Origin of the sequence: Magnetospirillum fulvum (assembly GCF_900108475.1) — a bacterium.
In the GTDB taxonomy this organism is placed as follows: Bacteria; Pseudomonadota; Alphaproteobacteria; order Rhodospirillales; family Magnetospirillaceae; genus Phaeospirillum; species Phaeospirillum fulvum_A.
This window is the reverse complement of record NZ_FNWO01000009.1, coordinates 1-22,523: the sequence shown is the minus strand read 5'-3', so window position 1 is coordinate 22,523 and position 22,523 is coordinate 1. Positions and strand designations below refer to the sequence as shown.

The window sequence follows — 22,523 nt, the reverse complement described above, 5'->3', positions numbered from 1 at the left end:
AATGGATGCGGATATTGAATTATACACAAAAGGATATATCCTCTCTCCCAATAGGAGCGTGACCGAGGTGAGGGAGGGCGAGATGGCGAAATTAGGGATTTCCGGAAAAATGCTGAGCGTCGTCGTCGTCAGCGTCTTGGGATTCGGGATCATCACGTTTTTCGCCCTGTCGTTCCTCAGAACGGTGATGATCGAGGATCGGATTGCCAAGCTGCGCAATCTGGTCGAAATCGCCGAGGGCATCGCCCAAGACACTTATGACCGCGCCCAGAAAGGCGAATTCGACCAGACCCAGGCTCAGGCCCAGGTTCGCAGCCAATTGCGGACCCTGCGGTTCGATAAGTCCGAATATTTCTTCGTCTATCAAGATGACGGAACCTGCGTCCTGTTGCCGCCCAAGCCGGAACGCGAGGGACAGAACCTGATCGGCATGACCGATGCCAAGGGCACCAAGATCATCGAGGGAATGATCGCGACGGCAAAGGCTGGCGGTGGCCCCTTCTTCTACCAATTTCCCAAACCCGGCGGCACCGAGGCGCTCGACAAGGTTTCCTATGCCAAGCGCTTCGCCCCCTGGGGCTGGATGATCGGCACCGGTATCTACATCGACGATATCGACGCGATCTTCCTCAACAAGGCGCTGTATTTCGCCGGAATCGTTCTGGCGATCACCCTTGTTACTGTCGGACTGGCGCTCTCGATCGCCCGCCACATTGCCCTGCCGTTGAAGCGGCTGACCGAGATCACTGCCCGGCTGGCGGATCAGAAATACGATACCGAGGTCAGTGAAACCGGGCGTGGCGACGAGATCGGAGTGCTGGCCAGTTCGATCCGCGCCCTGCGCGACGTCGCCCGCGAGGCGGAAAGTCTGCGCAAGGAACAGGAGGCGGCAAAAGTCCGGGCCGAAAGCGAACGCCGCGCCACCGCGCTGTCGATGGCGGATTCGTTCGAAAGCAGCGTCAAACAGGTCTCGGACGTCATCACCGCCTCGGCGCGCCAGATGAAGGGAGCCGCCCAATCAATGTCCGGCGTGGCGCGTCAGACCGCATCACAGGCCACCAGCGTCGCCACCGCCGCCGAAGAGGCTTCGTCCAATGTCCAGACGGTGGCCTCGGCCGCCGAGGAATTGTCGGCCTCGATCAACGAAATCAGCCGTCAGGTCCAGCAATCCTCGGCGATGATCGCGACCGGCGTCTCCGAAGCGAAACGCACCGACCAGTTGGTCCAGGGCTTGGCCGAAGCGGCGGGACGGATCGGCGACGTCGTCAATCTGATCAACGACATCGCGGCCCAGACCAACCTTCTCGCGCTCAACGCCACCATCGAGGCAGCCCGCGCGGGCGAAGCGGGCAAGGGCTTTGCCGTCGTCGCAGGCGAGGTCAAACACCTCGCCAACCAGACCGCCAAGGCGACCGAGGAAATCGGTGCCCAGATCGGCGCGGTTCAGGCGGCGACTGCCGAAGCGGTGGACGCAATCCGCTCGATCGGCGGCACGATCGGACAGATCAACGAAATCAGCGCCGCGATTGCCGCCGCCGTCGAGGAGCAGCACGCCGCCACCGCCGAAATCTCGCGCAATATCCAACAGGCGTCGGAGGGCACCCGTCAGGTCACCGGCTATCTCGGCCAGTTGGCCTCGGCGGTGACCGAAGTCGGCGATACGTCGGCCAGCGTTTTGACCTCGTCGAACGATCTGGCCGAACAATCGCAGCGGCTTGACGGCGAAGTCAGTTCGTTCCTGGTCTCGGTCCGCGCCTGACCTCTCTCGGAGCGGTAAACCCGGCCGGTTCCCCCCATCGACGGGAACCGGCCCTACGACGCCACCAGCCGGACCCAGATTTCCGCCGCGGCAGTGCCGCCAATCGCCAGACGGCGTTCGTCGAAACCGATCAGGGTGGCCCCGCCCGGCAACTGGCCCAGAACGATGCACAGCCGTCCCGGTGCCAAACCGGCGACGGCCAGTTCATCCATTTCCCGCCCGCCCCCGCGTAAAGCGACGATCCGGACGGATTCGCCTGCGCGCGCCTGCGCCAGCGGCAAGGCTCGCACCGTGACGTTGGTGCTTCGGCGCGGTTCGATCCCGTTTCCGTTCAGATAGCTCATGACATGCCCCGAAGATCGGTTAAAGACGCGGATGGCGACGGGGTGTAGAGGCGATAGCCGCGCTTTCCCGCCCGCTTGACCTCGTACATCGCAAGATCGGCGTGTTTCAGGATATCCTCGCCGGTCATCCGCTCGTCCCCGAAGGCGATGCCGATGCTGGCCGACACCGCCAGCGTCACCGCGCGGAACCCGACCGGACGGGATAATTGCTCGACCAGATGCTCGGCGACCCGCCGCACCGCGCCGTCATGGTCGATCGGAGCGAGCAGGACGACGAATTCGTCGCCGCCCAGACGGGCCACCATATCGCCGACCCGCACCGCCGCCGCCATCCGCCGCGCCATCTCGCACAGCAAGGCGTCACCGGCATCGTGGCCCTGAGTGTCGTTGACCGCCTTGAACCCGTCGAGATCGATCAGCAGCACCGCGACGCGATGCCCGTCGCGACGGGCAGTTTCCAGCGCCGTTTCCAGGGTTTCCTCGAACATCCGCCGGTTGGGCAGGCCGGTCAGGGCGTCATGATTGGCGGCCTGAAGGATTTTCTCCTCGTGGCGCTTGCGCTCGGTGATGTCGAAATAGAAGCCGACGAGAAAACCGCCGCCGCCCGCTTCGGCGGCAACCCGGGTGATGCTGAGCCACACCGCATAGGGTGTCCCGTCCTTGTGCCGGTTCCACACTTCGCCGCACCAGATCCCCTCACGCTCCAGGGCCAGCCGGATCGCGGCATGAAACGCATCGTCGTGATGGTCGGATCGCAGCACCGAAACCGGCTGGCCGATGATATCGGCGGCCTCGAACCCCGACAGGCTGGAAAAAGCGGGATTGACGATGATGATCTGCCCCTTGAGATCGGTGACAATGATCGCCTGGGGCGACCATTCCACCACCGCCGCCGCCAGCTTGCGGCTTTCCTCGGCATGGCGGCGTTCGCGGATGTCGCGGAACACCACCACCGAGCCGGTCACCCGCCCGGCCTCGATGATCGGCGCGGCAACGATCTCGACCGGAATCACCTCGCCGTCGCGACCGCGCAGCACGGCCTCGGCCCGTTCGCGAGCGACGACGCGGCCTTGATTGGGCAGGTCGGCGACGAAGGGAAACACCCGCTCGCCAGCCAGCCCCAGCGCCTCGCGTTCGCTCCACCCGCTCAACCGTTCGCCAGCGCGGTTGACGAAGGTGATCTGCCCGGCCTGATCCAGGCTGAGAATGCCGTCGGCAACCGAATCGAACACCGCCTTGTTGAGGGCGGCGATCAAATGGCCGACATCGCCGGAGGCCGCTTTCGCGCCCCGGCCCCCAAATCTGGCCGCGACCCACTCCCGGACCCGGCTCATGATTGTGTCTTCTAGTTCGTCGCTGGCCCCCACCGTTCGCTCGCCCCCCGCCAATTGTTGCGAATGATTCGCACCTGCGTTCGGCGATGTCAATCGCTTTCCCCCGCGATGAGGCGTCCTATATCGGATGCCGGGAAATCGTCCGAGATAGGCCGCTGGCATGGTGAAACCGCTTCTCAATGCCGTGCCGACTGTGGTCAAATAGACCCTTGACACCGGAGATTCCCTTGCCGCACCAGCGTCCGCTCCCCCCGCAGACCGCGCCCACCGCCCGTCCGTTGATGGCGGGGCTGGCGGCTGTGATGCTGGTGCTGGCGATGGTCGTGGGAGTCTCGCTGTCGCTGGCACCCCCCACTGCCCGCGCCGCCCTGACCGCTTTCGCGTCGGTCGAGCGCGCCGCCGACATGAGCGTGGACGAGGACGAATCCGCGACTGTCTGGATTCGTCCGGCGCTTTCCAGCAAGCTGAGCCGCCAGTCCTCCGCCCTCCTCGACCCGCCGACGGGACAAAACCCGCCGATTCTGGCGCTGTTGCCGCGGGCAAGCGAGGCCGACCCCGCCATCGGGGCGGCGATCCGCGCCAACGGAAACCGCGTCACCCATCGTGCCGCCAGCGGCGGGCTGACCAGCCGCATCCCCACCGGGCCACCCGCGCCCGCGTCTCGCGCCGTTTAGGCGTTTTTCCTCTCTTCGACGGCGTCGTGTCGCTGGATTTGGGCTTCAGGCCCGAATTCGTCCGTGACGCTGTCCGATTCGCGAGACCGCGCCCGTCCGACCGACGAGCGCTGAGGATGGACCATGCTGTATTTTTCCAAAGTAAAGACGACGCTGATCTGGGTGATCTGCGCCCTGGGGGTCGTCCTCAGTCTTCCCAATTTCGTCAAGCCCGACGCCCTGCCCGACTGGCTGAACGCGCCTCGGGTTCATCTCGGCCTCGATCTTCAGGGCGGTGCCTATCTGCTGCTCGAGGTCGATGGCGAGTCCGTGACCAAGGAGCGGCTTGACGGTACCGTCGACGGGGTCCGCACCGCCCTGCGCGAGGCGGGGATCGGCTATCGCAACCTTGCCGCCGGTGCCACCGACGTCTCCTTCACCCTGATCGACCGGGGCCGCGAATCCGCGATGCGGGCGGCGCTGCGGCCGTTGCTGAACGGCGCGACGCCGGGACTGCGCGATTTCGATCTGGAGATCACCCCGACCGATCAGGTCAGGCTGATCCTGTCTGAAACCGCGATCCGCGCCGCCCAGACGCGCGCGGTCGAGCAATCGGTCGAGATCGTGCGACGCCGGATCGACGAGACCGGCATCAACGAGCCGGTGGTGGCCCGTCAGGGACAGAACCGCATCCTGGTCCAATTGCCCGGCATCGACGATCCGGGACGGATCAAGCGGCTGTTGGGTCAGACCGCGAAGATGAGCTTTCATCTGCTGGCCGAAGAACCGGGGCCAGGGGTGCGATTGCTGCCGATGGCGGACTCCGCCCAGGCCGGGCCGACGATGCCGGTCCGCACCAAGGTCGAAGTCGATGGGGCCCGCCTGCGCGACGCCGCCGCGACGATGGATTCGCGGGCGGGAGAATGGGTCGTCACCTTTGCCTTCGACAGCGTCGGAGCCAAGCGCTTCGCCGATATCTCGACCCGCAATGTCGGTCGCCCCTTCGCGATCGTGCTGGACGGCAAGATCATCAGCGCCCCGGTGATCCGCGAACCGATCACCGGCGGACAGGGCCAGATCAGCGGCCATTTTTCGGCCCAATCCGCCCACGATCTGGCGGTTCTGCTCCGCGCCGGGGCCTTGCCCACACCGCTGACCGTGGTCGAGGAACGCACCGTCGGACCTGACCTGGGGGCCGACGCGATCCGGGCCGGTCTGATCGCTTGCGCCGTTGGCTTCGTCCTAGTGGTCGGCTTCATGGCGGTCAGTTACGGCCTGTTCGGCCTGTTCGCCAACATCGCCCTGCTGTTCAATCTGGCGCTGACCCTGGCCGCGCTGTCGCTGCTTCAGGCGACGCTGACCCTGCCCGGCATCGCCGGAATCCTGCTGACGCTGGGGATGTCGGTCGATGCCAACATCCTGATCAACGAGCGAATTCGCGAGGAGGTGCGCCGGGGAGCCTCGCCCGCCGCGGCGATGGAGGCCGGATTCCGCCGCGCCTTCGCCACCATCACCGACAGCAATCTGACCACCCTGATCAAGATGCTGCTGCTCTATGCGGTCGGGACCGGAACGGTCAAAGGCTTCGCGGTCACGATCAGCCTGGGCATCATCACCTCGATGTTCACCGCGACAATCGTTGCCCGCTGGCTAATGGTGGCGTGGTTCCGCGCCAAGCGGCCCAAGGTGCTGGCCCTATCCCGGCTGCTGCGGCTGGTCCCCGACGTGACCCGCATTCCCTTCATGAAAGGCCGCAATGTCGGGCTGATCGTCTCGCTGCTGCTCAGTCTGGCCTCGGTCGGTCTGGTCTACACCCCCGGCCTCAATTACGGCGTCGATTTCGCTGGCGGCACCGTGGTCGAAATCCGCACCGAGGGTCCGGCCGATTTCCCGGCCTTGCGCGACTCGATGGCGCAATTGGGATTGGGACAGGTGACGCTGCAACAATTCGGCGCGCCCACCGATTTGTTGATCCGGTTCGAGCGCCAGCCCGGCGGCGATCCGGCCCAGCAGCAGGCGGTCAGTCTGATCGAACGGAAGCTGGCCGAGGATTTCCCCGCAGCCACGATCCGGCGGGTTGATTCGGTTGGAGCCTCGGTCAGCGCCGAACTGTTCGAAAGCGGGATGCTGGCCCTGGGTTTGGCAGCAATCGCGATGCTGATCTACATCACCATCCGTTTCGAATGGCAGTTCGGAATCGGTGCCGTCGTCACGATGATCCTCGACGTGACCAAGACGGTGGGCTTCTTCGCCCTGACCGGGATGCAGTTCAACCTGACCGCGATCGCGGCGATTTTGACCGTCATGGGCTATTCGATCAACGACAAGGTCGTCGTCTATGACCGAGTGCGCGAGAACCTGCGCCGCTATCGCACGATGCCGCTGCGCGAGCTGATCGACCTCAGCATCAACGAGACGATGAGCCGCACCGTCGGCACCTCGGTCGCGCTGTTCCTCGCCACCTTGCCGCTGGCCCTGTTCGGCGGCGAGGCAATCCGCGACTTCGCCCTGGTGCTGCTGTTCGGCGTGGTGCTGGCGACCTCGTCATCAATCTTCATCGCCGCGCCGATCCTGTTGTTCCTCGGCGAACATCGGCTGAGGCGCTCCCCCGACTCTGACAGTAATGAGGAGAAACACTTAAGACGGGATGAGGCGTCATAAGCGCTCTTGCACGCAAAACTCTTAATCACAATATAGATTCAAACAGTTCGGTCATATTAAGGAACACAATGCATCACGAAGCATCTCTGATCGCGACAATCTCGATGAGCCTTCTTTTTGCCTTCGGCGGCGGATGGATTGCCTCAAAGCTCAAATTACCGCCCCTGGTCGGCTATTTGCTGGCCGGAATCGCCGTAGGCCCGTTCACCCCCGGCTTTGTCGCCGATTCCGGGCTGGCCCAGCAATTGGCCGAGATCGGAGTCATCTTGCTGATGTTCGGGGTCGGGCTGCATTTCTCGGTCCGTGAATTGTGGGCGGTGCGCTGGATCGCGCTGCCCGGCGCGGTGGCCCAGATCGCGGTGGCGACCACCATCGGCGCGGTGCTGGCTTCGGTCTGGGGCTGGAGTCTGCCGGCCGGGCTGGTGTTCGGACTGGCCCTATCGGTCGCCAGCACCGTGGTTCTGCTCCGCGCCCTGGAAGAGCGCAACGCGGTGCAGACCCTGAACGGCAGCATCGCGGTGGGCTGGCTGATCGTCGAGGATCTGGCGACGGTGATCGCCCTGGTCCTGCTGCCGCCGCTGGCGGCGGCGATCAACGCCCCGCAGGGTGCGGCGGATCTGGCCGACATCCTGCCCGCGCTGGGAATGACGCTGGCCAAGGTTGCCCTGTTTATCGCGATCGTTCTGATCGGCGGGCGGCGGGTGGTGCCGTGGATTCTGGACCAGATCGCGAAACAGGGATCGCGCGAATTGTTCACCCTGGCCGTTCTCGCCCTCGCGCTCGGCATCGCCTATCTGTCGTCGGCGCTGTTCGGGGTGTCGTTCGCGCTGGGCGCGTTCTTTGCCGGGGTGGTGATGAGCGAATCCGACCTCAGCCATCAGGCCACCGCCGATTCGATGCCGCTAAAGGAAGCCTTCGCCGTTCTGTTCTTCGTTTCGGTGGGGATGCTGTTCGATCCCAGCATCCTGCTTGAGGAACCGCTGGCGGTGCTGGCGGTGCTGGCCGTCATCATCGTCGGCAAGTCGCTCGCGGCCTTCGCCATCGTGCTGCTGTTCCGCTATCCGGTTTCGACCGCGCTGATCGTCTCGGCCAGTCTGGCCCAGATCGGCGAGTTCTCCTTCATCCTGGCCGCGCTGGGTTTGTCGCTGGGGCTGCTGCCGCCCGAGGGACAGGCCTATATTCTGGCCGGAGCGCTGCTGTCGATCGCTCTGAACCCGCTGCTATTCTGGGCGATTGGACCGCTGGAGCGCTGGCTGCGCGCCCACCCCCGCCTGCTGGCCCTGATCGAGCGGTCGGGCCAGGACCGGCTGGCCGACCTCCCCCCGGCGCCGAGCGACAACGGCCGCCGCGATCATGCCGTGATCGTAGGCTTCGGCCGGGTCGGGCGGACGGTGGCGCAAGCCTTCGATTCCGCCCGGATTCCCTATGTCGTGATCGAACAGAACCGTCAGTTGGTCACCGCCCTGCGTGGCGAGGGACTGCCGGTTCTCTATGGCGACGCCAGCGTGCCGGGCGTGCTGGACAAGGCCGATATCGGCCGGGCGCGGTTGCTGGTCGTCGCGATTCCCGATGGCTTTCAGGTCCGTCAGGTCGTCGCGATCGCCCGGACCACGACCCCGGAACTCGACATCGTCGCCCGGACCCACAGCGAGCACGAGCGGGATTATCTGCTGCGTCAGGGCGTCGGCCTCGCGGTAATGGGCGAGCATCAACTGGCGCTGGCAATGACCGATTATGCTCTGGACGGGTTCACCGCGTCGCAGCGCCACGCGGACGCGGATCGGGACGACGCGGCGCTGGCGAGCTGACGGCAAGGGACAAACGAACGGCCCCCGCCCGGTCGCAACCGGGGCGGGGGCCAAGAGACGAAACCCGGGACTTATACCGGCCAACCTTTGTTTTGACCTGTTGGCCGGTATCTGGCCGCCATTGAGGCGGCAGGCAAGGGCGCGGATGCGCCCGCCCGGCGAGGGGCAATATGGCGGGTCAATTCATTGAGCCGCCGGTATTAAGCCGGAACGGCGGCGGCGGGCAGGAACCCGCTTTTGACCAGCGTCTTGACCTTCTCGAACGCTTTGACCTCGATCTGTCGGATCCGCTCGCGCGAGACCCCATAGCGCAGCCCCAGTTCCTCGAGGGTGGCGGGGTCGTCACGCAGACGGCGCTCGATGAAGATTTCGCGTTCGCGCTCGGTCAACCCCTCCAGCGCCTGACGGATCAGGTCGCGGCCCTTGCTCAGTTCCTCGCGGCGGCCATAAGCGGTTTCCTGATTGTCTGCGTCGTCGGCCAGCAAATCCTGAATCTCGGTTCCGCTTTCGCCGACCTGAAGGTTCAGCGAGCCGTCGCGGGCCGCCATCCGGCGGTTCATCGAGATGACGTCGCTTTCATCGACCGACAATTCGCGGGCGATCGCGGTGACATGCTCGGGGGCGAGATCGCCGCTTTCGAGCAGGCGCAGCCGCGACTTGATCCGACGCAGGTTGAAGAACAGCTTCTTCTGAGCGGCCAGGGTGCCGATCTTGACCATCGACCACGAATTCAGCACGAACTCGTTCAGCGACGCCTTGATCCACCACATCGCATAGGTGGCAAGGCGGAAGCCGCGATCGGGATCGAATTTCTTGACCGCGCGCATCAGCCCGATATTGCCCTCGGAGATCAGATCGGCGACGGGCAGGCCGTAATGGCGATAGCCGATCGCGATCTTGGCCACCAGGCGCAGGTGCGAGGTGACCAGGCGGTGCGCCGCCTCGGTATCCTCGTAATCGACCCAGCGCCGGGCCAGCATGAATTCCTCCTCGGCCTCAAGGAGCGGAAAGGCGCGGATATCGCGGAGATATTTGGCCAGACCGTCGTCGCCATCGACAACGGGAAGAGCTGCTACCGACATGATCATCCTCCTGGATTTCTGTCATCGTCTGGTCCCGCGCCGGTCACAGGCGGCGGGCAATGGCGGAAAGGTGAAGAGGCAATCAGTCGCGGCTCGGGCACATCATGGTCATCATGTCATATCCTCCCACGAGCAACATGACCCGGGACCCGTCGCATGTGACAGCATCCCTGCTTCGACGGTTCCGCTCGGACCCCGTCAAAAGCGATCCCACATATTATGCTGAACGCACCGATTGAAATCAACAACGCCTCCCCAAGGGGGGTGGAAATACGGAGGCAGCGTCGCTGTCCTCGAGCGGTATCTCGCCTGAGGAAAATGGCAAGATCAGGGCAGAAATTAAGATTTATAACGGCAAATCACCGACAAAACGCAAAACACCCCCCAGAGACGAACTCTGGAGGGTGAAACGCATCGGGTCAGGACCGCACGCGCCGCCTTCATCTGAAGGCAGCGCTCTCCGGACTTAGCCGACCAGTTCGGTACCGGCGAAGAAGTAGGCGATCTCGATCGCGGCGTTCTCGGCGGAATCGGAACCGTGGACCGAGTTGGCTTCGACCGACTCGGCGAAATCAGCGCGGATCGTTCCCGGAGCGGCATTGGCCGGGTTGGTGGCGCCCATGATCTCGCGGTTGCGGGCGACGGCGTTGTCGCCTTCGAGAACCTGGACCACGACCGGGCCGGAAATCATGAAGGCAACCAGTTCGCCGAAGAACGAGCGCTCGGAATGCACCGAGTAGAACTGCTCGGCCTGCTCCTTGGTCAGACGGATGCGCTTCTGCGCCACGAAGCGCAGGCCGGCTTCCTCGAAGCGGGCGTTGATCTTGCCGGTCAGGTTGCGTCGGGTCGCGTCCGGCTTGATGATCGACAGGGTACGTTCGGTAGCCATGAATGAGATTCCTTGGTCGGCGGTTGCTTGCGCCGCGCCTTCGTCCCCCCACGGACGTGCAGCAGCGATCCCTCTCCCCACGGCCGGCGTGGGGGAGCGGGCGCGTTATAGCGCCAACGCGTCCCGGGAGCAACGGAAGCTTTGGCCCACCACCGTCTTCCGTGTTAAGCAACGCCTTATGCTGCGTATCACTGATCTGACCTTCCGCTACGGCGGCCGCGCTTTGTTCGAGCAGGCCGGCGTTCACATCGCCGCCGGCCAGCGCGTTGGCCTTGTCGGGCGCAATGGCACCGGCAAATCGACTCTGTTCAAGCTGATCCTGGGCGAACTGCACCCCGATGGCGGCGAAATCGTCTTGCGCCCCCGCGCCCGGATTGGCCGTCTGGCCCAGGAAGCGCCCGAGGGCGACACCAGCCTGATCGAGTGCGTCCTGGCCGCCGACACCGAGCGCGCCACCCTGCTGGCCGAGGCCGACTCGACCGAGGACGGCCATCGCATCGCCGAGATTCACGAACGGCTGAGCGCGATCGACGCCCATTCCGCCCCGGCGCGGGCGGCGGCGATCCTGTCCGGTCTGGGCTTTTCCGCCGAGGCGCAGACCCGCCCGGTATCGGACTTTTCCGGCGGCTGGCGGATGCGCGTCGCCCTGGCGGCGGCGCTGTTCGCCAATCCCGATCTGCTGCTGCTCGACGAGCCGACCAACCATCTCGATCTCGAAGCGACGCTGTGGCTGCAAAGCCATCTGTCCTCCTGGCCCGGCACCCTGGTGGTGATCAGCCACGACCGCGAATTGCTGAACGAGGTCGCCAACCGCATCGTCCATCTCGACGGCGGCAAGCTGGTTGCCTATGGCGGCAATTACGACCAGTTCGAGGCGACCCGCCGCGCCCGGATGGAATTGCAGGCCAAGGCCTTCACCAAGCAGGCCGAGCAGCGCCGCAAGATCCAGGCCTTCATCGACCGCTTCCGCGCCAAGGCGACCAAGGCCACCCAGGCGCAAAGCCGGGTCAAGATGCTGGAACGGATGGAGATGGTGGTCCCGGTGGTCGAGGACCGCGCCGTCAGCTTCGATTTCCCCGATCCCGAACCGATGAGCCCGCCGATCCTGGCGATCGACGACGGCATCGCCGGGTACGGCGACAAGGCGGTGTTAAAGGGGCTCGACCTGCGGATCGACATGGACGACCGCATCGCCCTGCTCGGCGCCAACGGCAACGGCAAATCGACCCTGGCCAAGGTGCTGTCGGGCCGGTTGAAGCTGTTGAGCGGCAGCCTGCGCAAGCCGCCCAAGCTGCGGATCGGCTATTTCGCCCAGCATCAGACCGAGGAATTGCGCGCCGAACGGACCGCGTTCGAGCATATGGCCGAGTTGATGAAGGGGCAGCTCGATTCGAAGGTCCGCGCCCAGTTGGGCCGGTTCGGCTTCGAGCAGGAACGCGCCGACGTCAAGGTCGCCAACCTGTCCGGCGGCGAGAAATCGCGACTGCTGTTCGCGTTGATGAGCCGCGACGCCCCTCATCTGATGATCCTCGACGAACCGACCAACCATCTCGACATCGACGCGCGCGAGGCGCTGGTGTCGGCGCTGAACGCCTATGACGGCGCGGTGGTGCTGATCAGCCACGATCCCCACTTGATCGAACTGGCCGCCGACCGGCTGTGGCTGGTCGGCGACGGCTGCGTCACCGCGTTCGACGGCGATCTGGCCGGGTACCGCCGCCTGCTGCTCGACCGCGCCCGCGACGCCCGCCGCGAGGCAAAGCCCGACCGTGCCGCCGACGCCACCGACCGCAAGGCCGACCGCCGCGCCGCCGCCGAGGCCCGCGCCCAGCTTGCACCGCTGCGTAAGGCGGCCCAGGTCGCGGAAAAGGCGTTGGAAACCCTGCACCGCCAGCAAAGCGAAATTGCCGCGCAATTGGCCGATCCCGCGCTTTATCAGGGGCCGCCCGCCCGCCTGACCGAATTGCGCCGACGCGAGGCCGATCTGGCCCGCAAGGTCGCCGACGCCGAATTGTCCTGGCTGGAAGCCCATGAGGCGCTGGAGCAAGCCACGACATAAGTCTTGGGCTTCCCCTCCCCCTGCCAGAGGTATAGCATCCTCCTTAAGACGCAACCAAGGGGACTACCGGTGGGCGAAATCAAGCCGAATGCCCCACGTTTTCCACCCGCAAAGCAAGCTCGCCCTCCGGATGAATTGAAGGGCATCCTCCGCCTTTTGGTCATTCTCGTCACGACCTTGATGCTATTCGGCTCGACCGGCTTCCTCGTTCACCTTCGGCAATCTACAATTGAAAATGCCGAGGAGAACACTGTTGGTGTGGCTCGGTTGCTGGACGAGACTCTTACCCGCACGCTCGGCACCACCGAAATGCTGTTGCGGCGGATGGCCGAGATCGCCCGGGCACATCATCACGGTAGAATCACCGATTCACAGGAACGGGAGCAACTGGCCGATCTCCAGGCCAGCCTGCCGGAACGCGGCAGCATCGTCGTCATCGACATTAACGGCGATACCGTCGCCTCGCTGATCCCCTCGGTGGTCGGATCGCCGGTCAACCTGTCCGACCGCCCCTGGTTCAAAGCCCATGCCGAGGGGGCCGAGATGATCGTCGCGCCGATGGTCTTCGCCCGCTACAGCAACAATCTGATCTTCACCGTCAGTCGCCGGGTGTCGGACGATCAGGGCAATTTCATCGGCGTCGTCGCCTGCGGCATTCACGCGATCTATTTCACCAATTTCTACAATTCCCTGGTCCTGGGCCAGGGCGGCGTGATCGCCGCCGCCGGTCCCGATGGATTGATCCTGCGCCAACCCAACCCGGAACTTTACGTCAATCGCTCGGTCCAGGGCGGGGCGATCTTCACCGCCGCCAGCCGGACCCCGACCGGAACCATCGTCGGCGCGTCGCCATTCGACGGAATCGAGCGGATCAACACCTTTCGTCGGCTGAAGGATTACGACATCGTCGTCGTCGCCGGAATGTCGCTGGACGAGGTGCTGGCCCCCTGGTGGTCGACGGTGGGCGCACTGTGTCTCGCCCTGCTGCTGGCCGGAACCGCCGTTGCCGGACTGGCGATGATGGCTTTTCGCGGCATCGGACGCGAGCAGGCGATCCTGGCCGGGCTGGAGCAGCGGGTGCGGGAGCGGACCGAAGAGGCCGAACACCGCGCCGAGGAAGCCCGCCTTGCCAACGAGAGCAAGACCCGCTTTCTCGCCGCCGCCAGCCACGATCTGCGTCAGCCGCTGCAAGCGGCGGGAATGTTCGCCGAGGTTCTGTCCGCCCGGATCACCGATCCGGCAACCGTCTCCGTCGTCGATAAATTGCGCCGCAGCATCGAGGCAACCAACTCGCTGCTCGGCTCGCTGCTCGACGTCTCGGCGCTGGAAGCGGGCAAGATCACCCCCAATCTCAGCACCTTCCGGCTGATGCCGCTGCTGGCCGCCCTGGTCGATCAGATCGAACCCGAAGCCACCGCGCGGGGATTGTCGATCGGCGCGGTGCCGACCCAGGCCCGGATCGTCAGCGACCCGGTTCTGCTCGAACGGCTGTTGCGCAACCTGCTGGTCAACGCCGTCCGCTACACCGAAACCGGCGGTGTGCTGATCGGATGCCGCCATCGCGGCGACCATGTCGCGATCCAGGTGTGGGATACCGGCATCGGCATTCCGCCCAGTCAGGTCGCCAAGGTATTCGACGATTTCACCCGGATCGACCGGCCGGGCGTGGCAGCCGATTCGCGCGGCCTTGGCCTCGGTCTTGGCGTGGTGCGGCGGATGGCCGGGCTGCTCGACCACCCGCTTGAGGTTCAGACCCTGTCCGGCCGGGGCTCGTGCTTCGGCGTTGTCGTGCCCAGGGCCGACCCGACCTGAAACGCCCGCCGCATTCGGCTAAGGCTCGGACGTGGACTTTGCCTCGGTGCTGGCTTTCTCGACCCAGCCGCCGCTTTCGCTTTGCTGGTAATAGGCCAGGACGTGACCGGAATCTTTCCACAATTTCCAGCGGGTCCGTGCCGCCGCCACCGCCTGCGGATCGGTCCCGTCGAACATATCGAGGCAGCGCTCGAATCCCTCGACCGCCTGGGGCACCACCCCGTCGCAGGCGACCAGCACCGTCGCGCCGTTGGGGTTTTCCTCCTCGTGGGTCAACCAGACCGGCTGCAACGCCGCCTCGCCGTCGCGGGCGCAGCCATGCGGCAACCACGAATCCGGCTGATAGGTCCACAACCGGTCGGACAGCGCCTGAACCCGTTCGGGCGACCCGGCCAGGACCACCGCCCGCAAGTCCGACGCCAGCACCTTTTCCAACAGGCGGGGCAGCGCCTGTTCGAGCGGCCAGCGCGTGAGATGATAAAAGCCGATCCGGGTCATAACCAAACACTTAGCACGACGGCTCCGGCGCGGCTATAATCCGCCGCCATGCGCGTTGCCGTCGTCATTCCCTGCTACAAGGTCGCCCCTCACCTCGCCGAGGTTCTGGCCGCCATTCCGCCCGAAGTCAGCCACATCCTGGTGATCGACGATTGCTGTCCACAAGGATCGGGCGACGTCGCCGCCGCCTACCCCGACCCCCGGATCGAGGTGCTGCGTCACCCGGTCAATTGCGGCGTCGGCGGCGCGGTGACCACCGGCTATCGCCGCGCGCTGGAGCTTGAGTGCGACATCGCGGTCAAGGTCGATGGCGACGGACAGATGGACCCGGCCCATTTGCCCCGCTTGATCTCGCCGCTGGCCGAGGGCCGCGCCGATTACGCCAAGGGCAACCGCTTCCTGCACTTCCATGCCCTGAAATCAATGCCGGTGGTCCGGCTGATCGGCAATTCGGCGCTGTCCTTCCTGGTCAAGGCCGCCTCGGGGCAATGGGGGGTGATGGACCCGACCAACGGCTTTACCGCGATCCATCGCCGCGCCTTGTCCGAACTGGAATTGGACCGGCTGTCGCAACGCTATTTCTTCGAGAGCGACGTGCTGATTCAACTCGGCATTTCCGGCATGGCGGTCGAAGACGTCGCGATTCCCGCCCGCTACGGCAACGAGGTGTCGTCGTTGTCGGTGTCGAAGGTGGCGTTCGAATTCCCGCCGTTGCTGTTGAAGGGATTTATGCGGCGATTGCTGATCCGCTATTTCGTCGCCGACTTCAACCTCGCCTCGTTCTATCTGCTGATCGCCCTGCCGCTGCTGCTGTTCGGCGGTGGAATCGGGGCGGTGGAATGGGTCCATTCGATCGAGACCGGGCTGCCACGCTCGCCCGGCACGGTGATGCTGGTGGCGATGCCGATCATCATCGGCTTCCAATTGCTGATCCAGGCGATCGCCTTTGACGTCCAGGCCGCGCCGCGGCCGAGGCGATAGCGCCTATCCCCCGGCCAAGGCGTCGAACAGCCGCACCCCGAACCCGGTCGCGGATTCGGGACAAAGCGGGTCGTCCTCGTCGGCGAATTCCTTCCCGGCCATGTCGATATGGGCCCAGGGCAGATCGGGCGGGACGAAATGCCACAAAAAGCGGGCGGCATCGTCATTGTCGGGCACTTCGCCCCACGAGCAATTGCGCAGATCGGCGATGGCGGACTTGATGTCCTCGTCGCAGGATTCGGTGATCGGCAGCCGCCATAACGGCTCGGCCTCGGCCTTACCCAGTTTCAGCAACCGCGCCGCCAATGTGTCGTCATTGGCGTACAGACCGGCATAGAAATCGCCCAGCACCTCTTCGACCGTGCCGGTCAGAGTGGCGATATCGACCATCGCCCGGGGCTTTAGCGTCCGGGCGGCATAGGCCAGCGCATCGGCCAGCACCAGCCGCCCCTCGGCATCGGTGTCGATCACCTCGACGGTCAGGCCCGCGGCGGAGGTCCACACGTCGCCGGGACGCTGCGCCCGGCCCGACGGCATGTTTTCCGCCAGCGCCAGCACGCCGACGACATGAGAGCGGGCCTTGCGCCCGGCAATGGCGCGAATCGCCCCGATCACCGCCGCCGCTCCGGCCATGTCGGCCTTCATCAACTCCATTTCGTCGTCGTCGGCCTTGATGGTGATGCCGCCGGAATCGAAGGTGATCCCCTTGCCGACCAGCACCAGCGGCGGCCGGGCATCGCCCCGCCAGCGCAGCAGCACCAGTCGGGGCGGCCGGGCACTGCCCTGTCCCACCGCCGCCAACAACCCCAGCCCGGCGGCGGCGATCTGGGCCTCGTCCAGCACCGTCACCTCGACCCCCAGCCGTTCCAGGGCGCGGGCCTGGGCGACGAACTCGTCCGGCCCCAGCACATTGGCCGGTTCGTCGGTCAGATCGCGGGCGAGGAACACGCCTTGGGCCACCGCGTCGCGCGCCGCGAACAACGCCTCGGCCCGCTCCGGATCGTCGGTGGTGATCGTCACCGTCACCAGCAGCGGGGGACGGTCGTCCTCGTCATCGGGATCGAGCCGGGTCCGGTATTTGCGCAAGGGGCGGTAGGATTTCAGCCGCAGCCCATAGGCCAGCTCCGCCGCAAACTCGGGCGGCAGATCGAGCGCGGCCAAGGCGTTGACCGCGCCGGATTCGTCGAACGCGTCGAGCAGAGCACCGCCAATCTTGCGCAACCGTCCCGGTTTGGGCGATTTGGCCCCGCCCAGTCCCAGCACGATCAGGCAATCGAGCGGCGGCGTGGGGGCGAGAAACAGCTCGGCCTCACCGACATCGCCGGTAAAGCCGACCTGCTTCAATGTCCCGCGCAGCCGACCGTCGGGATCGAGGGCGGCAAACGCCGCCCCCGCTTGCCGCCGCCGACCCAGGCCGACGGCGACGGTTCCGGCCAGGGGAGCCTCTGACGGCCGGGCGAAGGAAATACGCACGGGCAGACTACTTGCTCCCCTTATCCTCGTAATGATCGGCGACGAGACGGTCGAGCAGACGGACGCCGAACGCGGTCGCTCCCTTCGGGCAGGTCGCGGTGTCCTTCTTCGACCACGCCGTCCCGGCGATGTCGAGATGAGCCCACGGCACGTCGTTGGTGAAGCGCTTCAGGAACTGGGCGGCGGTGATCGAGCCGCCCTCGCGCCCGCCGACATTCTTCATATCGGCGATGTCGGACTTGATCTGCTTGTCATAGGCATCGCCCAGCGGCAGCCGCCACAACGGCTCGCCCACTGCCTTTCCGGCTGCGGCAAGACGATCGGCCAGACGGTCATCGCCCGAGAACAGACCGGCATATTCATGGCCGAGCGAAATGATGATCGCCCCGGTCAGGGTGGCGAGATCGACCATGAATTTCGGCTTGAAGCGATCCTGGGTGTACCACAGCGCGTCGGCGAGAACCAACCGGCCCTCGGCGTCGGTGTTGATCACCTCGATGGTCTGGCCCGACATCGAGGTGACGACGTCGCCGGGACGCTGCGCGGTGCCCGACGGCATGTTCTCGACCAGTCCGACCACGCCGACGGCGTTGACCTTGGCCTTGCGGGCGGCCAGGGCGCGGATCGTGCCGATCACGGTGGCCGATCCGGCCATGTCCCACTTCATGTCTTCCATGCCGCCGGCCGGCTTGATCGAGATCCCGCCGGAATCAAAGGTGACGCCCTTGCCGACGAAGGCGACCGGGGCGGCCTTGGCATCCTCGGCCCCCTGCCAGCGCATCACCACCAGCTTCGATTCGCGTTCCGAGCCCTGGCCGACGCCCAAGAGCGCCCCCATGCCCAGCTTGCGCATCTGCTTCTCGCCGAGAATCTCGACCTCGACTCCCAGCTCGGCCAGGGTTTCGGCCTGAGCGGCGAGGCTTTCCGGGTGGATGATATTGGCGGGTTCGCTGACCAGATCGCGGGTGAAGTCGATCGCCTCGGCCAGCTTGTCGAGACGGGCAAAGGAGGATTTCGCCTCGGCCAGGGGCTCGACCAGCAGGGTCAGCCGCTTCAGGGACGGCTTCTCGTCCTTCTTTTCCTTGGTGCGGTACTTGTCGAAGCGATAAGAGCGCAGCCGGGCGCCAAAGGCGGCCTGGGCAGCGACTTCGGCCGCAGACAGCGGCTGGGCCGGGAAGGCATCGACCACGATCGCCGCGTCGGTCTCGCCCGAGCACAGCAGAGCGGCGGCGGCATTGCCGCCGAACGCCTGGGCGGCCTGGGCATCGAAATCCTTGGGCTTGCCGATCCCGACCAGCAGCACGCGCGAGGCGGCAAGGCCCGCAGGCGCCAGCAAGGTCAGGCTCTGGCCCTTCTTGCCCTCGAAGCGGCTGGCGGCGATGGCCCGTCCCAGGCTGCCCTTGGTCTCGGCATCAAGGGATTGAGCGGTGGCGGACAAAAGTCCGCCTTCGGCGACGGCGACGACCACGGCGCCCTGAGCGGGCAGCGACGGCTTGGAAAACGCAATCTTCATGAAGCTCCTCGCGGGGGAAGAAAAGGAAGGGGAAGAAGCGATTGGGCCAAGCTTAGACCTCATTCATCCGCCTGTCACGATGAGCAGACGAAAGTCACCCCCCTCCCTAGGGTGTTGGCCTCACCCCGCAGCTTGGCGCATACTGATATTGACTCGGTCCGCACCGGCGGCGCGGGTCGCGATCGCGCCTATCCCGCACGGAGGATGCCCGACATGCCGACCAAGGTTGCCACTTTCCTCGCCCATGCCCTGGCGATGGAGAACGAAGCGGCCGATCGCTACGACGAATTGGCCGATACGATGGAGGTTCACAACAATCCCGAGGTCGCGGACCTGTTCCGGCAGATGTCGGAATTCTCGCGTCGTCACGCCGCCTCGGTCGCCGAGCGCACCGTTCCGCACGAATTGCCCGAGTTGAAATCGTGGCAATACCGCTGGAACAGCCTGGAACCGCCCGAAGTCGGCGCGGTTGAGGGCACCCATTACCGGATGACGCCCTATCACGCCCTCAGCTTCGCCCTCGACAACGAACGACGCGGCCGCGATTTCTACGCCGCCCGGGCCAAGGACGGCGAAACCGCCGAAATCCGGCGGTTGGCGGCGGAAATGGCCGCAGAGGAAGAAGAGCACGTCCTGGAACTGGAACGCTGGATCACCAGCGTGCCGCGCCCCGACGCCGATTGGGCCGACGATCCCGACGACGCCATCGTCGCCGATTGACCCCCGGGCGGAAGGCTTCCCTTAGCGCGCGAGGTTGTAGCGCAAGATGCAGTACAGGGCGCGGAACCCGTCGCGCCAGCCGATCTTCTTGCCTTCCTCGTAGGTGCGGCCGGAATAGCTGATCCCCACCTCGTAGACCCGCGGGCGGGGGGTAAGGCGGGCGATCTTCGCGGTGATCTCGGGTTCGATGCCGAACCGGTTCTCGACCAGCCTGATCCTCTGGATCACCTCGCGGCGGAACGCCTTGTAACAGGTCTCCATGTCGGTGAGGTTGAGGTCGGTGAACATGTTCGAGGCCAGGGTCAGTACCCGGTTGGCGACCGAATGCCAGAAATACAGCACCCGGGTTTCCTCGCCGCCCTTGAAGCGCGAGCCGAACACGACATCGGCGCGGCCGTCGAGAAACGGCTTTAGCAGCTTGGGATAGTCGATCGGGCTGTATTCAAGGTCGGCGTCCTGGACCAGCACGATATCGCCCCGCGCCCGGGCGAAGCCGCTCCGCAGCGCCGCCCCCTTGCCCTGGTTGATTCCGTGCTCGACGACGACGATCTCGGCATGGCGGGCGGCAAGGTCGCGCATCACCGCGACCGAGCGGTCCTTGGACCCGTCATCGACGATGACGATTTCCAGCCCCAGCCCGCAGCGATCCGCCGCCAACACTCGCTCGACGATAGAATCCAGGGTTTTCTCCTCGTTATAACAAGGAATAACCACGGAAAGTCGGGCCTGGCTCATCGATGAATTCCCAAATGAAATTTATGACGCGACAAAATTCGTGTTCCGGTTATTCGGAAAACCAGCCGTCTTGTCAACCGGCACCGCCACAAGACAGGACGATATCCTCGTCCCGATAGCCCTGCGCATAAAGCAAGGCGGTCAGGTCGCCATGATCAATCCGGGCGCGCGCCTCGGCCGCCACCACCGGCTTGGCGTGAAACGCCACCCCCAACCCGGCCTCGCGCAGCATGTCGAGATCGTTGGCACCGTCGCCGACCGCCACCGCCAGCGCGGTTGAAATCCCCAGTTCGGCGGCGGTGGCGATCAGGGTGGCCAGCTTGGTCTCGCGCCCGACGATCGGAGCGCCGACCTGCCCGGTCAGCCGCTGATCGGCGACGATCAGTTCGTTGGCGATGTCGCGGTCGAAGCCGCACGATTCCCGCACCCGCCCGGTGAAAAAGCGGAACCCGCCCGACACCAGCACCGCCATCGCCCCGTTCGCCTTCATCGTCGCGACCAGGGCATGGGCACCGGGGGTGAACTCGATCCGTTCCCAGGTCGCTTCCAGGCATTTTTCCGGCAGCCCGGCCAACAGCCCGACCCGTTCGCGCAGCGCGTCCTCGAACCCGATCTCGCCATTCATCGCCCGCGCGGTGATCCCGGCGATCCGGTCCTTCAGCCCGGCGAAATCGGCCAGTTCGTCCAACGTCTCGCCGGTGACCATCGTCGAGTCCATGTCGGCGACCAGCAGGCGCTTGCGCCGCCCGATGACGGGCTGGGCGACGACATCGACGCCCCACCCTTCGAGAATACGCAGCGAGATCGCGTCGGCGTCGGCGGTCGACAGGCCGGAAAAGACCAGATCGCAGGCCCGGTCGGGCGACAGCCAATCGGGCTGGCCGACCTCGGCCCCCAGCGCCCGCAGCGCCCCCCGGACTTCGGACACAAGCGAGCCGTCGAGACCGGCCAAGCCATGTCCGGCGATCAGGGTCAGCACGTTTTCCATCGGGGGGTCCTTGGAAGGAAGGCGGGTGGGGAGAAGCCCCACCCTTTACTGCGCCCCGAGCCGCCTTGGCAAGCGTGAAGCCGGTTTAGGGTCGTGACAATCGCTCCCACCCGCGAGAAACTGGCGGGAAAGGATGCGCGATGTCGGCCAAAGTCCGGTTCCTCTTGCCGATCCTGCTGGCTCCGGCCCTGGCGGTCGTCCCCCTCGCCACCGCCGGAGCGGACGGTTCCCCCTGCCCGTCCTGCCCGCCGCTGGCGATCGTTCCGGCCGCTCCGCCCGCGATCCCCCACCCGTTTGCCCTGACCCGGACCGAGATCAGCTTCGACCAGTGGCGGGCCTGCGTCGCCGAGCGCGCCTGCCCTGGAGGCCAGGACGATCATGGCTGGGGCCGGGGACACCGCCCGGTGATCAACGTCACCTGGGACGACGCCACCGCCTATGCGGGCTGGCTGGGGGCGAAGCTGGGCCGGGTCTGCCGCCTGCCCACCGAGGTCGAGTGGGAGCATGCCGCCCGTGCCGGAACCACGACCGGCTTCTGGTGGGGAGAGTCTCCCGACCGGGGCCGGGCCAATTGCCGCGATTGCCTGGGCGACACGCCGCCTTACGGCACCCGCCCGGTCGCCAGCTTCGCCGCCAATCCGTGGGGGCTGTACGACATGAACGGCAATGTGTGGGAATGGACCGCGAGTTGCGCTCGCCCCATTTCGGATCGGGGCAACGGGGCAGAGTGCCGCGACCGGGTGATCAAAGGCGGGTCGTGGTATTATTATTCGAAGATGTCGCGGGCCGAGTCCCGCGCCAGCAACGATTCCCGCCAGTGGAGCTATAATATCGGCATCCGGGTTCTGTGCGAAATCCCGTAGGGTGCGGTGACACTTATCGCACCCTAGGGTCAGGACCCATAAAAATGTTTTCTTGGGAGAAGCTTTGTGATTCAAGGAATCCTAAAGGAGCCCTTGAATGGACGATCATCTTTTCTGGCTGACGGACGAGCAGTTTGTGCGGCTTGCCTCGCATCTTCCGACCGATACGCGGGGCAAGGCACGGGTAGATGACCGGCGTGTCATCAGCGGGATCATCCATGTCCTGAAATCAGGATGTCGCTGGGTCGATGCCCCTTCAGCTTATGGACCGCGCAAGACGCTCTATAACCGTTTCGTCCGCTGGGGCGACAAGGGCATCTGGCAGAACATATTTCATGCGCTGGCTTCGGC

The 22,523-nt window shown here is 65.4% G+C and carries 19 protein-coding genes; 10 read left to right on the top strand and 9 right to left on the bottom strand.

What is annotated here, in order from left to right; genetic code table 11:
* Positions 1 to 109: 109 nt before the first annotated feature.
* On the top strand, positions 110 to 1,759 hold the full coding sequence (locus BLW40_RS11270; protein WP_139305574.1) for a methyl-accepting chemotaxis protein: 1,650 nt from the start codon (positions 110 to 112) through the stop codon (positions 1,757 to 1,759).
* A gap of 53 nt (positions 1,760 to 1,812) precedes the next feature.
* Here the strand turns inward: BLW40_RS11270 and BLW40_RS11265 are convergent, their stop codons facing one another.
* Both BLW40_RS11265 and BLW40_RS11260 read right to left on the bottom strand, forming a co-directional pair.
* Positions 1,813 to 2,103 carry a FeoA family protein gene (locus tag BLW40_RS11265; RefSeq protein ID WP_074768608.1) on the bottom strand — a complete coding sequence of 97 codons (291 nt, stop codon included), beginning with the start codon at positions 2,101 to 2,103 and terminating at the stop codon, positions 1,813 to 1,815.
* Positions 2,100 to 3,437, bottom strand: a complete 1,338-nt coding sequence (locus BLW40_RS11260) for a diguanylate cyclase domain-containing protein (RefSeq protein ID WP_074768787.1) — start codon at positions 3,435 to 3,437, stop codon at positions 2,100 to 2,102. Before BLW40_RS11260 ends, BLW40_RS11265 begins: the two co-directional genes overlap by 4 nt.
* A gap of 227 nt (positions 3,438 to 3,664) precedes the next feature.
* Between BLW40_RS11260 and BLW40_RS11255 the strand changes: the two genes are divergently transcribed.
* From BLW40_RS11255 to BLW40_RS11245, 3 genes are all read left to right on the top strand, one after another.
* Positions 3,665 to 4,111, top strand: coding sequence for a hypothetical protein (locus tag BLW40_RS11255; RefSeq protein WP_074768606.1), 447 nt, complete (start codon positions 3,665 to 3,667; stop codon positions 4,109 to 4,111).
* Between the two features lie 123 nt (positions 4,112 to 4,234).
* Positions 4,235 to 6,751: a protein translocase subunit SecD gene (gene secD, locus BLW40_RS11250; RefSeq protein ID WP_074768604.1), complete on the top strand. Its 2,517-nt coding sequence runs from the start codon at positions 4,235 to 4,237 to the stop codon at positions 6,749 to 6,751.
* Between the two features lie 104 nt (positions 6,752 to 6,855).
* Entirely contained in the window at positions 6,856 to 8,559 is a 1,704-nt protein-coding gene (locus tag BLW40_RS11245; RefSeq protein ID WP_244511152.1) for a cation:proton antiporter domain-containing protein, read from the top strand.
* A 200-nt stretch (positions 8,560 to 8,759) separates the two neighbouring features.
* On the opposite strand, the gene rpoH is transcribed toward BLW40_RS11245, so the two are convergent.
* Entirely contained in the window at positions 8,760 to 9,641 is an 882-nt protein-coding gene (gene rpoH / locus BLW40_RS11240) for an RNA polymerase sigma factor RpoH (protein WP_074768785.1), read from the bottom strand.
* Positions 9,642 to 10,107: 466 nt separating this feature from the next.
* On the bottom strand, positions 10,108 to 10,530 hold the full coding sequence (ndk, locus tag BLW40_RS11235; RefSeq protein WP_074768600.1) for a nucleoside-diphosphate kinase: 423 nt from the start codon (positions 10,528 to 10,530) through the stop codon (positions 10,108 to 10,110).
* Positions 10,531 to 10,708: 178 nt separating this feature from the next.
* Between ndk and BLW40_RS11230 the strand changes: the two genes are divergently transcribed.
* Both BLW40_RS11230 and BLW40_RS11225 read left to right on the top strand, forming a co-directional pair.
* On the top strand, positions 10,709 to 12,589 hold the full coding sequence (locus tag BLW40_RS11230) for an ABC-F family ATP-binding cassette domain-containing protein (protein ID WP_074768598.1): 1,881 nt from the start codon (positions 10,709 to 10,711) through the stop codon (positions 12,587 to 12,589).
* A 180-nt stretch (positions 12,590 to 12,769) separates the two neighbouring features.
* Positions 12,770 to 14,401, top strand: a complete 1,632-nt coding sequence (locus BLW40_RS11225) for a sensor histidine kinase (protein ID WP_280139911.1) — start codon at positions 12,770 to 12,772, stop codon at positions 14,399 to 14,401.
* Positions 14,402 to 14,419: 18 nt separating this feature from the next.
* Here BLW40_RS11225 and BLW40_RS11220 read toward each other — a convergent pair whose 3' ends face one another.
* A complete protein-coding gene (locus BLW40_RS11220) occupies positions 14,420 to 14,899 on the bottom strand; it encodes a DNA polymerase III subunit chi (protein WP_074768596.1) in 480 nt (159 codons plus the stop codon).
* 48 nt (positions 14,900 to 14,947) lie between these two features.
* On the opposite strand from BLW40_RS11220, the gene BLW40_RS11215 reads away from it, so the two are divergent.
* Complete coding sequence (locus tag BLW40_RS11215) at positions 14,948 to 15,880, top strand: glycosyltransferase family 2 protein (protein WP_074768594.1); 933 nt, start codon at positions 14,948 to 14,950, stop codon at positions 15,878 to 15,880.
* 3 nt (positions 15,881 to 15,883) lie between these two features.
* Here BLW40_RS11215 and BLW40_RS11210 read toward each other — a convergent pair whose 3' ends face one another.
* Together BLW40_RS11210 and BLW40_RS11205 are read right to left on the bottom strand one after the other, a co-directional pair.
* Positions 15,884 to 17,353 (bottom strand): leucyl aminopeptidase, encoded by a 1,470-nt coding sequence (locus BLW40_RS11210; RefSeq protein ID WP_074768592.1) that lies wholly within the window; start codon positions 17,351 to 17,353, stop codon positions 15,884 to 15,886.
* Positions 17,354 to 17,360: 7 nt separating this feature from the next.
* Positions 17,361 to 18,866 (bottom strand): leucyl aminopeptidase, encoded by a 1,506-nt coding sequence (locus tag BLW40_RS11205; RefSeq protein WP_074768590.1) that lies wholly within the window; start codon positions 18,864 to 18,866, stop codon positions 17,361 to 17,363.
* A 213-nt stretch (positions 18,867 to 19,079) separates the two neighbouring features.
* Between BLW40_RS11205 and BLW40_RS11200 the strand changes: the two genes are divergently transcribed.
* Positions 19,080 to 19,586 carry a ferritin-like domain-containing protein gene (locus BLW40_RS11200; RefSeq protein ID WP_074768781.1) on the top strand — a complete coding sequence of 169 codons (507 nt, stop codon included), beginning with the start codon at positions 19,080 to 19,082 and terminating at the stop codon, positions 19,584 to 19,586.
* Positions 19,587 to 19,607: 21 nt separating this feature from the next.
* On the opposite strand, the gene BLW40_RS11195 is transcribed toward BLW40_RS11200, so the two are convergent.
* Positions 19,608 to 20,321: a glycosyltransferase family 2 protein gene (locus BLW40_RS11195; protein WP_074768588.1), complete on the bottom strand. Its 714-nt coding sequence runs from the start codon at positions 20,319 to 20,321 to the stop codon at positions 19,608 to 19,610.
* Between the two features lie 73 nt (positions 20,322 to 20,394).
* Entirely contained in the window at positions 20,395 to 21,309 is a 915-nt protein-coding gene (gene serB, locus BLW40_RS11190) for a phosphoserine phosphatase SerB (protein ID WP_074768586.1), read from the bottom strand.
* Between the two features lie 140 nt (positions 21,310 to 21,449).
* Between serB and BLW40_RS11185 the strand changes: the two genes are divergently transcribed.
* Together BLW40_RS11185 and BLW40_RS11180 are read left to right on the top strand one after the other, a co-directional pair.
* Complete coding sequence (locus BLW40_RS11185) at positions 21,450 to 22,172, top strand: formylglycine-generating enzyme family protein (protein ID WP_074768584.1); 723 nt, start codon at positions 21,450 to 21,452, stop codon at positions 22,170 to 22,172.
* Positions 22,173 to 22,269: 97 nt separating this feature from the next.
* On the top strand, positions 22,270 to 22,523 hold a 254-nt coding region (locus tag BLW40_RS11180), incomplete at its 3' end, for an IS5/IS1182 family transposase (protein ID WP_074768779.1).

Excerpts from the sequence above, each read along its gene's own strand:
- BLW40_RS11270 (WP_139305574.1), top strand. The coding sequence starts at position 110 with ATGCTGAGCGTCGTCGTCGTCAGCGTCTTGGGATTCGGGATCATCACG.
- BLW40_RS11265 (WP_074768608.1), bottom strand. The coding sequence starts at position 2,103 with ATGAGCTATCTGAACGGAAACGGGATCGAACCGCGCCGAAGCACCAAC.
- BLW40_RS11260 (WP_074768787.1), bottom strand. The coding sequence starts at position 3,437 with ATGAGCCGGGTCCGGGAGTGGGTCGCGGCCAGATTTGGGGGCCGGGGC.
- secD (WP_074768604.1), top strand. The coding sequence starts at position 4,235 with ATGCTGTATTTTTCCAAAGTAAAGACGACGCTGATCTGGGTGATCTGC.
- BLW40_RS11245 (WP_244511152.1), top strand. The coding sequence starts at position 6,856 with ATGAGCCTTCTTTTTGCCTTCGGCGGCGGATGGATTGCCTCAAAGCTC.
- rpoH (WP_074768785.1), bottom strand. The coding sequence starts at position 9,641 with ATGTCGGTAGCAGCTCTTCCCGTTGTCGATGGCGACGACGGTCTGGCC.
- ndk (WP_074768600.1), bottom strand. The coding sequence starts at position 10,530 with ATGGCTACCGAACGTACCCTGTCGATCATCAAGCCGGACGCGACCCGA.
- BLW40_RS11230 (WP_074768598.1), top strand. The coding sequence starts at position 10,709 with ATGCTGCGTATCACTGATCTGACCTTCCGCTACGGCGGCCGCGCTTTG.
- BLW40_RS11225 (WP_280139911.1), top strand. The coding sequence starts at position 12,770 with ATGCTATTCGGCTCGACCGGCTTCCTCGTTCACCTTCGGCAATCTACA.
- BLW40_RS11220 (WP_074768596.1), bottom strand. The coding sequence starts at position 14,899 with ATGACCCGGATCGGCTTTTATCATCTCACGCGCTGGCCGCTCGAACAG.
- BLW40_RS11215 (WP_074768594.1), top strand. The coding sequence starts at position 14,948 with ATGCGCGTTGCCGTCGTCATTCCCTGCTACAAGGTCGCCCCTCACCTC.
- BLW40_RS11205 (WP_074768590.1), bottom strand. The coding sequence starts at position 18,866 with ATGAAGATTGCGTTTTCCAAGCCGTCGCTGCCCGCTCAGGGCGCCGTG.
- BLW40_RS11200 (WP_074768781.1), top strand. The coding sequence starts at position 19,080 with ATGCCGACCAAGGTTGCCACTTTCCTCGCCCATGCCCTGGCGATGGAG.
- BLW40_RS11195 (WP_074768588.1), bottom strand. The coding sequence starts at position 20,321 with ATGAGCCAGGCCCGACTTTCCGTGGTTATTCCTTGTTATAACGAGGAG.
- serB (WP_074768586.1), bottom strand. The coding sequence starts at position 21,309 with ATGGAAAACGTGCTGACCCTGATCGCCGGACATGGCTTGGCCGGTCTC.
- BLW40_RS11185 (WP_074768584.1), top strand. The coding sequence starts at position 21,450 with ATGTCGGCCAAAGTCCGGTTCCTCTTGCCGATCCTGCTGGCTCCGGCC.